We start from the raw sequence: 9,057 nt of genomic DNA, 5'->3' as shown, positions 1-9,057 counted from the left end.
TTGGCGGAAAGCCGAGGGGGCAGGAGGTGTCGCGCGGGCCAGCGCTTTGCGATGGCGCGACGCTGAAGTGCGGTTCCCGATTTTCCTCCTCGCTTTCCGCGGAATCTAGGCGGCTGGTGAGCATCTCGTCAAGCAAGTGATGGTGGCGCGCTCACGGCTCCAGCTTCGCCGCCAGTGAGAACTCCGAAGATTCCAATCTTCTGATTGTGCCTCGGGCCTGACATATGTAGTTCCTTGCATAACGAGACCTATTGGAGCAGGCTGAGCGAACCATGAAGCGGCGTGTAATCCAGTGGGCGAGCGGCGCCATGGGCAAGACGTGCTTGCGCGCGATCATCGACCATCCGGAAATGGAGCTCGTTGGGCTGTTCGTTTACGGCGACGACAAGGCCGGACGTGATGCTGGCGATATCGCGCGACGGCCGACCACAGGGGTGATCGCGACCCGCTCCATCGAGGACATCCTTGCGCTGGACGCCGACGTGGTCGTTCATTGCGCCCGCCTGGCTCCGCCCTACGGTTCGCATGACGCGGAGATCCTGCGGTTGCTGGCCTCCGGCAAGAACGTGATCAGTATCAATGGCTATAGTCGCTCCAAGCACTGGCATGGAGAACGGTTGGCTGCGCTGGAGGCGGCCTGCGTCGAGGGCGGCGCGACCTTGATGGCCGCAGGGCTCAACCCGGGTTATGTGGCCGAGCAACTCGCGGTCGTCGCCACGGGCGTCTGTTCGGCCCTCGACCATGTCGAGGTGGTCGAAAGCGTGGATTGCCGGGTGGTGCGCAATCCTGACTACGTGTTTCGAGTGCTCGGCTTTGGCGCCGATCCGGCTGCGGTCGACCCCAACGATGAAGCGTGGGGACCGGCGAGCTCGCTCAACGGCATGTATGCCGAGGTGCTTTCAGCGATGGCCGAGCATCTGGGTCTGGCCCTGGACGCCGTCGAGACCGATCACCGGGTGTTCGCGGCCTCCGAGCCCCTGAGCATCGCCGCCGGTCAGATTGCGCAAGGCTCGATCAGCCACGTCAACTGGCGTTGGCACGGACTGGTCGAGGGGCAGCGGCGGCTGACGATGTCGATCCACTGGTACATGGAGACCGCCCATCTTCCGGAAATCGACCCTCCGCTCTGGCGAATTCACATCAAGGGTCAGCCTGGCGTGAAAATCTCCGTCGAGATGGAGAAGCGCGAAGGCGACACGAGCCCGACCTCGGCTGAGCAGATCGGCGTCGCCGGCACGGTGATCAATGCGATTCCGTTGGTCTGTGCGGCCCCGGCCGGCCTGATGACGCGGCCCCTCGCAACACCGTTCAATGGTGGCCGCGCCTAGTTTGTCGGCGGCCTCGTCACGCCAGATCCAGAGACTGAAACATCGCTCGCTGACTGTGGGCTCAAAAATAGGGGGAAGTGCCAATGCCTGAATTTGTGACCATCCTGGCGGTGAACGCGGGCGTGATCCTCGCGCTCTTCGTGATCGCCTGGGCCATTTGCGTCGCAATGCGCGACGTCACCCCGGTCGATAGCCTGTGGGGCCTGGGCATGGGCGTGGTGGCCATCTCCACCTTTCTCCAGACCGGAGGCGGCACTCAGCGCCGGATCGTCCTGACCGCCATTTGCGTCGCTTGGGCGCTGCGGCTCGGCTCCTACATGCTGTGGCGTTGGCGTGATCACGGGCCTGATCGGCGGTACGTGAGGATGTTCGAAAAGGCCAAGGCCGAGCACGGGTGGGGCTATGGCCATGCGGCGTTTCGTTTGGTGTTCGCGGTGCAGATGCCGCTTCTGTGGCTGACCTGCTTGCCGGTGCAGTTGGGCCAGGTCGCCGACGAACCCGCGCAGTTGGGCGTCGTCGGGATTGCTGGCGCGGTGCTGGCGGTATGCGGCTTGCTGTTCGAAAGCCTGGCTGACTGGCAGCTCGTGCGGTTCAAGAAGAACCCGGAGAACGCCGGCAAGGTGATGGATCAGGGGCTGTGGCGCTATACGCGTCATCCGAACTATTTCGGTGACGCCTGCGTCTGGGTGGGGTTGTGGCTGGTCGCCGCCGAGACCACGCTTGGGCTCTTCTCGGTCATTGGCCCCGCCTATCTCATCTACACCCTCACGCGGTGGAGCGGCATGCCGACCGTCGAGGGCAGGATGCGCCGGCGTAAGCCGGACTATGAGGACTATGCTCGCCGCACCTCGGCCTTCATCCCTTGGCCGCCAAAGCCTCGCGATCAAGCGTAACCAAGCGTAACAGCGAAGAGGCGCGTCCTTGCGGGCGCGCCTCTTTCAGTTTTGTGTAAGGCTTAGGTGGGCGGCGCGCCCTCAGCTGGCGCGCCACGGGCCCTAGTCGGCTTGGCGCCGGACGTTGGCCAGCTCGGCGGTGCGAACTCCGTCGATGTATTCGTCCAGCCGGGTGATGAGGCCGTCCTTCACCCGCACCACAACGCAAGCGTCGAGGGACCATCTGGTCCCGTCGGGCAGGGTTGCTTCCAGGACGTGCTGCTGCATGAAACCGTCCGCGAGCGCTTCGCGGCGCAGGACCCGGTAGTTGCGATCGGGAAGATTGCGCTTGAACCAGGCGAGCGCTTTCAGATTTTGCTCGACGGTTTGTTCGACGCCGTCGGTGTTGTGCCAGAGCTTGGCGTCCGGGGCGTAGAACCGACGGACCTCTTCGGCCTCGCCGGACTGAATCGCGGCGACAAAAGCCTCGCCGAGAGCGAGATAGTTTTCTGGGGTCATGGGTACGCCTATCGACCTGTGCTCACCGGCCCGCCTGACAGCGAGCGGCGCATCTGAAGTTCCTGACCCTTGGGATCGCGGGCGAGGTGCGCGCGGACTTCCACGGCCATGTAGTCCGTATCGATCTCGTCGGAGCCCCGGCGGATCGCCTTGAGGCCCACTTGGGCGACGCTGTCGGGGGTCTCCTTGGCGCCGTCGACATGGCTGGCCATCCGCGTGTCGACGGAGCCCACGATTAGCGCGATGACCGAGGTGTTCTGCGGCGCGAGTTCGCCGCGCAGACAGGTCGACATCGCGCGCGCCGCGAACTTGGATGGACTGTATCCGCCCATTCCGGGCACTGCGACGATTCCGCCTGCTGACAGCACGTTCACGATCGCGCTTTCGCTATGCCGGGCCAGAATGGGCGCGAACGCTCGGCTCATGGCCAGCGGGCCGAAGTAGTTGACCTCCATCTCCTCACGCGCGCCGGACATGTCCGGCGCAGTGAGGAGGGTTTGCATGGTGAACTGCCCGGCGTTGTTCACGACGATGTTCACATCCTGGCATTGCTTGGCGGCGGCCTCGATCTGCTCGGGCTTGCTGACGTCCAGCGCGATAGCGATGACCCGGCCGCCGCCTTCGTCGACCAGATGTTGGGCGTTAGCCGGGTCGCGCGCGCCGACATAGACCCGCTCTGCGCCAGCCGCGAGAAACGCGCGCACGAAGGCCTCGCCGATTCCCCGATTGCCACCCGTCACCAGGGCGACGCTGTGCTTAAGTTCCATCCCTAGTTCTCTCTTTTGGACCTGTGCTGGCGGCCCTCTAGGCCTCGATCTTGCCGTTCTCGATGAAGGCGCGGTCGGCCCAGACGCTATGGGTGCCGCTGCAGATCTTGTGGGGTAGGGCGATGCGAACGACCGGACCCTGTTCGAACTGCTTGCAGTCGATCAGCACGCACTCCGAGCGTCCGGCATGTTCGTCGATGATGAAGCTGACCAGATAGCCGTCGTCCTCGTCCTGGGCGTTGATGCGCGGGACGAAGGGCGCCTCGCTGGCGTAGCGACCCTCGGGCAAGGTGATCTGCCACGACTCTCCGGTCTGCAGGTCGTGCTTCACGAAGCCGTTGAACAGGAACCAGCCCGGCTTGGTCGTCGTGGAATAGGCATAGCGGTAAGGCTTGCCAGCATAGCGCTGGTTGAACATGCCGAACTCAAGGAGCCTCTCGTCGAGGTGTTGCTCCTGGGTCGCGCCGGTCTTCAGGTTGAAGCGCCAGCGGTGCAGCTTGGGTCGGAAGCTGTGCTCATCAAGGAAGGCCATCATGTGGCCGTAGCCCTCTGGGGCGTCCTCGATCGGTCGGGGTGTCGGGTTCTCCTGGAAGTACCCGTCCATCACGATCTCGTCGCCCTCCTCGTATGCGTTGAGGAAGTGAAGGATGTAGGTGGGGTCGGCCTCGAACCATTGGATGTCCGCCGTGTCGCCATAGCGCGGGATCACCGCGAAACGGGAGGGGACGCCTGGATGCAGCCGGCTGACGTGGATGTTGCGCTTTAGCAGTTCCGGATCCCAGAACACCGGCAGGTCGTTCAGGATCGAGTAGTTCTTGGTGAAGGCCATGTCGTGCGGCAGCCGGGGGCCGGGTAGCGGCACCGGCACATAGTGCGCGAGCTTTCCGTCCCGATCGACGACGCCATAGTGCATGTACGGCGCGTGCTTTGAGTAGTTGAAGAACAGCATTTCGCCGGTCGCTTCGTCGATCTTGGTATGCGCCGAAACGCCGTCCAGCGGCGCCCAGCCGGCGATCCCGTCCTGCTCAAGGGTTTCGGGGTTCAGCAGATAGGCTTCGCCGCACTGGTAGAAGGTCGAGACGACCCGGCCCCCGTGAACGACCACGTCCGTGGACGAGGAGTCCTTCAGGCCGCCATGCGCGCCAAATCCTGGGCGCTGCGAGATCCCCGGGCCGTCCATCAACCCGCCCCACAGCGATTGCCCGGCCTCTTGCTCGGCGACGAAACCCCGCGTGCGGATGAAGCGGTTTCGGTAGTCGGCCTTGCCGTTTCGGAAGCTGATCTGGTGGAGCATGCCGTCGGCGTCGAACGGATGGTGCTTGCCCAGTGGTTCGTGGACCTGATTCTCAGTGTTCCGAAGATAGACGCCGTCGATGTCGCTGGGAATGACGCCTTCAATGACCTCAAGGTCGAAGGCGTCGACCTCCTCATAGAGCGGTGTCCACGCTCCGTTGAGGTACGGGTGATTGCTGGGGCGCAGCGTGGTCTGCACAGGCGCCAAGCGCTCGACTTTCATGCGAAATCTCCAACGCGATCATGCGCTGCCGCAGCGCATTTCCATGCTCGCTACCATATGCATCTTTTAAAGCAAGTGACTAGACCTGCGGGTCGTTTCAGGCGGGCGAGAGGCCGAAACAGATCGAGGTCGGGCGCTTCTCTCGTGCGGGCTTTCCCCCGCAAGGGCCCGCTCAGGTCGCCAGGGCTAACGCCAGAAAATGCGAGTAACTTGCTTGACGAGACGTTGTGCGCCCTGTTAGTGCCGGCGAAAGAATTTCGGATGCCTCCAGGCTAAACTCATCGCGATCATTAGATTCCGTGAAGGCGCAATAAATATTCCAATGTAATATGGCGATAAGATCATATTCAGATCGAGATATTACCGCAGAAGCAGAGATTTTTTCGTTAGTTGTTGCTCGCATATCTATCTGTGTGTGAGCGAATATTGACCTGATTGCGATTTAAACGCGGGTCGTCATTCAGAATTAGAGCAATCGTCCGGCCACCAAGGGCGGGCGTCGTCAAAGTTCGGCTTAGCCGACAGGGGGAAATACATAAGATGCGCCACTCGGTAATGGCTTGCGCTACGGCCTCTCTCGCCGTGCTCGCCCTGGCTTCGGCCGCTCATAGCCAAGAGAGCGGGAGGGAAGGCTCCACCGTCGACGAGATCGTCGTCACCGCTCAAAAGCGCGAGCAAAGTCTCCAGGACGTGCCGATCGTCGTCACCGCGATCCCGCAGCAGCTCCTCCAGGATGCTGGCGTCAAGGACATCAAGGACTTGACCATCCTGGCGCCCGGCCTGTCCGTGACCTCGACCTCCAGCGAGGTTTCGACGACCGCGCGTATTCGCGGCGTTGGGACGGTCGGCGACAATATCGGCCTGGAGTCCTCGGTCGGCGTGGTCGTCGACGGCGTCTACCGGCCGCGAACCGGCGTGGCGTTCGGCGATCTCGGCGAGCTTCAGCGCATTGAGGTGCTCAAGGGACCGCAGGGCACGCTGTTCGGCAAGAACACCTCCGCGGGCGTCATCAACATTCTCACCAAGCGCCCCGAATTCCAGTTCCAAGCCAACGCCGAGGCGACCGTCTCCAACTTCAACGGTCGCGGCGGGTCGGTGTCCGTCACGGGTCCGATTGTGGAGGATCAGCTCGCCGGGCGGCTGTTCGTGGCCGCTCGCAAGCGTGACGGTTATGTCGATGTGAACACCGGCGCTGGGCCCCGGACCCTCGACAACGATCAGAACCAGGACTTCTACACGTTGCGGGGCCAGGCGCTCTACGTCCCCACCGACGGTTTCAACGTCAACGTCATCGCCGACTACTCCAAGCGGCAGGAGACCTGCTGCGCGGGCGTTCAGATATTGACCGGGCCGACGGGCGCGATTGTCCGGGCGCTTTCGCCCGGCGGCGCCAGCGGCGTTGCGATCCCGGCCGCGCCGTTCGAACGTATGGCTTACGCCAACCGTCTCAACACCCAGAACATCGAAGACGCCGGCATCTCGGCCGAGGCGAATTGGGATCTGGAGTGGCTCGGCGGCGCCACGCTTACGTCCATCACCGCCTATCGCGATTGGAAGCGCCTGTACGGCTCGGACGGCGACTTCACCAATGTCGACATCATCTATTCGCCGAATGACGGTTCGAACCGTACCCAGTTCAAGCAGTTCAGCCAGGAACTGCGGCTCGCGGGCGCGAGCGAGAAGCTCAACTGGTTGGTCGGCGCCTTCTACGCGAACGAGAAGCTGATCTCGAACAACTCACAGGTCCGATACGGAAACCAGTTCGAGACCTATGCCAGCCTGTTGTTCTCGGGCGGGACCAACCCGAACCTGGTCAGCACGCTTCAGGGACGTCCGACGGGCACGAGCTACGCCCCAGGCGCCGGGCAGCAAGATCGCTACGACCAGGACGGTCAGACCTTCGCGTTGTTCACCAACAACAGCTACCAGGTCACTGACCAACTCGAGCTGACAGGGGGTCTTCGCTACACGCACGAGAAGAAGGACCTCAATACGCGTTACGACAACACCGATAACGGCCTCGGCTGCGCCACCTTGGCCACGCGCCTAGGCCAAAGCGCCACCGCCATCGCTGTCTCTCCGCTGCAATGCGCCACCTTCCAGAACTACTTGTTCAATGACTTGCAGACCGAGCAGTCCATCTCTGAGGAGGCTGTGACGGGGACCATCAAAGCGGCCTATCGGATCAATGAACAGGTCCTGGCCTACGGATCCTATGCCCGTGGCTACAAAGCCGGCGGCTACAACCTCGACCGGCTTGCTTGCCCGTACCAAGCCAACACCGCGATGAGCAACGCCTGCGTGGCCAGCATCACGGCGACTGGCCGCCCTCTGGCGCCCAATCCGCAACAATCGGCGACGGCCCAAGGCTCGTTGCAGCCGATCCACGACACGAGCTTCGCGCCCGAGTTCGTCGATTCCTACGAGCTTGGATTGAAGAACACCTTGCTCGATCGCACCCTGCTTTTGAACGCCACGATTTTCTACCAGAAGTTCACCGACTTCCAGCTCAACGCCTTCAACGGCATTGTCTTCACCGTGACGTCCGTGCCTGAGGTGGTGTCTCGCGGCATCGACACCGATGTTGTCTACATGCCCACGCGCGGCCTCACGCTCCAAGGCGGCCTCACCTATGCCGAGACCCAGTACGCCGACAAGGTGAGCAGCAAGCTGGGGCAGCCTTGCACCGGCGGGACCATCGCAGCTCCGCTTCCGGCTGGATGTTCACGTCTGCCGGGTTCGCGGTTGTCGCTGGCTCCGCTCTACTCCGCATCGGGCGCTGTGACCTACGAGCGCGCGATCACCGGCGATCTGATGGGGCGGGTCAATGTCAGCGCCAAGTACACCTCGACCACCAACACCGGGTCTGACCTCAATCCGCTGAAGGTCCAGAAGGGCTTTACGCTGGTGAACGCGCGCGTGAGCGTTGGCCCCGAAGATGAGAAGTGGGCGTTGGAGCTCTGGGGGCAGAACATCTTCGACGAGGACTACTATCAGGTGGCCTACGACGGGCCCGCGCAAGCAGGCACCTACAATGCGTTCCTGGGCCAGCCCCGGACCTATGGCGCGACGGTGCGCGTCAGCTTCTAGTCTGCGCGTCAAACCAAGGGCCGTCCTCGCTCGGCCAGCTGGGCCCTAGAGTCCAGCTGGCCGGTCGTGCGATCAACGATCGCAAGCGTGGCTCTACGCTGCGCCTCGGCGCGTGACGCACATCGTCCTCCAGCCACTCGGCGCCTGGATCGCATTAACACGGCACATTGAGCGGCTTATCGGCTCCAAGCGGACGTTCCGCACGTCCGCTTAGAAGGCGGATGCCTGGCGAGGCCTCCCAAGTCAGCAACGGCCCGCTCACATCCCAGATGTCCGCTCTCCGCAAAAACCATGCGCGGCGATGTCACTTTCGCGATGGCTGCCGTCTGGCCGAGGCGCTGAGCGGCGCGCAAGCCGTGATCGACGTCGCCAACTCGCCGTCGTTCGAGGCGGACCCAGCGCTCGAATTCTCACCCTGAAGTCGGCGCGCGCCAGGCGGGAGGCCTATGTCGGCAACTGGTTGCCGGAACCGATCTTCGAGCCCGAGGAGACGACTCCGTGACTTCAAGGCCGGGGGATCGGGCTGTCTTTCCGATCGCCGGACTTTGATTTCAGATCGCGGAGCGTGTCTTCACGCGGCCGGGCGAGACCCCGAACCGGCGCTGGAAGGCGCTGGTGAGCGATCGCATCGAGGACACCGATGCGAACGGCCACCCTCATCCGAAGATAGAAGACTCTTCCCCTGACGATCAGGCCCGACTGTCGCTCCCCCAAGTGTGGCCTCGACCGTGAAGACGGTGAAGGCGACCGTTTGGCCGGTTTGTGAACCACATTGGTGCAGCAGTCTGAGGGGCCGAAAACCCTTACATCGCAGCGTGTTGAGGCATCGTCAGAGGGACGATTGTGAACCCCGTTGGTGCAGCAAACAGCGTCGAGCGGCTCCCCAATGGGGAGAAACTTCAAGCGGTTGAAAGGTTTGGAGAAAGTTGGTGGATGCGACAGGGATTGAACCTGTGACCCCCTCG

General features: G+C 62.9%; 6 protein-coding genes. 3 read left to right on the top strand and 3 right to left on the bottom strand.

Features of this window, described 5'->3' with window-relative positions; all coding sequences use genetic code 11:
- Positions 1-272 precede the first annotated feature (272 nt).
- Together Q7T84_RS01105 and Q7T84_RS01100 are read left to right on the top strand one after the other, a co-directional pair.
- On the top strand, positions 273-1,328 hold the full coding sequence (locus Q7T84_RS01105) for a hypothetical protein (protein WP_304805720.1): 1,056 nt from the start codon (positions 273-275) through the stop codon (positions 1,326-1,328).
- A gap of 83 nt (positions 1,329-1,411) precedes the next feature.
- Positions 1,412-2,221, top strand: coding sequence for a DUF1295 domain-containing protein (locus Q7T84_RS01100; protein ID WP_304805719.1), 810 nt, complete (start codon positions 1,412-1,414; stop codon positions 2,219-2,221).
- Between the two features lie 102 nt (positions 2,222-2,323).
- Here the strand turns inward: Q7T84_RS01100 and Q7T84_RS01095 are convergent, their stop codons facing one another.
- Genes Q7T84_RS01095 through Q7T84_RS01085 form a run of 3 tightly spaced genes read right to left on the bottom strand, consistent with a single transcriptional unit; the run spans position 2,324 to position 5,002 of the window.
- Positions 2,324-2,719, bottom strand: coding sequence for a nuclear transport factor 2 family protein (locus Q7T84_RS01095; RefSeq protein WP_304805718.1), 396 nt, complete (start codon positions 2,717-2,719; stop codon positions 2,324-2,326).
- An 8-nt stretch (positions 2,720-2,727) separates the two neighbouring features.
- On the bottom strand, positions 2,728-3,486 hold the full coding sequence (locus Q7T84_RS01090; RefSeq protein ID WP_304805717.1) for an SDR family oxidoreductase: 759 nt from the start codon (positions 3,484-3,486) through the stop codon (positions 2,728-2,730).
- Positions 3,487-3,523: 37 nt separating this feature from the next.
- On the bottom strand, positions 3,524-5,002 hold the full coding sequence (locus tag Q7T84_RS01085) for a carotenoid oxygenase family protein (RefSeq protein ID WP_304805716.1): 1,479 nt from the start codon (positions 5,000-5,002) through the stop codon (positions 3,524-3,526).
- Between the two features lie 540 nt (positions 5,003-5,542).
- Between Q7T84_RS01085 and Q7T84_RS01080 the strand changes: the two genes are divergently transcribed.
- Complete coding sequence (locus tag Q7T84_RS01080) at positions 5,543-8,092, top strand: TonB-dependent receptor (RefSeq protein ID WP_304805715.1); 2,550 nt, start codon at positions 5,543-5,545, stop codon at positions 8,090-8,092.
- The last annotated feature ends 965 nt before the right edge of the window (positions 8,093-9,057 follow it).

Origin of the sequence: Phenylobacterium sp. (assembly GCF_030654915.1) — a bacterium.
Taxonomy (GTDB): Bacteria; Pseudomonadota; Alphaproteobacteria; order Caulobacterales; family Caulobacteraceae; genus Phenylobacterium.
Note: the sequence above shows the minus strand (reverse complement) of the source record. Positions and strands in the feature narration are given on the sequence as shown.

Coding starts and splice junctions, on each gene's coding strand:
- Q7T84_RS01090 (WP_304805717.1), bottom strand. CDS start 3,486: ATGGAACTTAAGCACAGCGTCGCCCTGGTGACGGGTGGCAATCGGGGA.
- Q7T84_RS01100 (WP_304805719.1), top strand. CDS start 1,412: ATGCCTGAATTTGTGACCATCCTGGCGGTGAACGCGGGCGTGATCCTC.
- Q7T84_RS01080 (WP_304805715.1), top strand. CDS start 5,543: ATGCGCCACTCGGTAATGGCTTGCGCTACGGCCTCTCTCGCCGTGCTC.
- Q7T84_RS01095 (WP_304805718.1), bottom strand. CDS start 2,719: ATGACCCCAGAAAACTATCTCGCTCTCGGCGAGGCTTTTGTCGCCGCG.
- Q7T84_RS01105 (WP_304805720.1), top strand. CDS start 273: ATGAAGCGGCGTGTAATCCAGTGGGCGAGCGGCGCCATGGGCAAGACG.
- Q7T84_RS01085 (WP_304805716.1), bottom strand. CDS start 5,002: ATGAAAGTCGAGCGCTTGGCGCCTGTGCAGACCACGCTGCGCCCCAGC.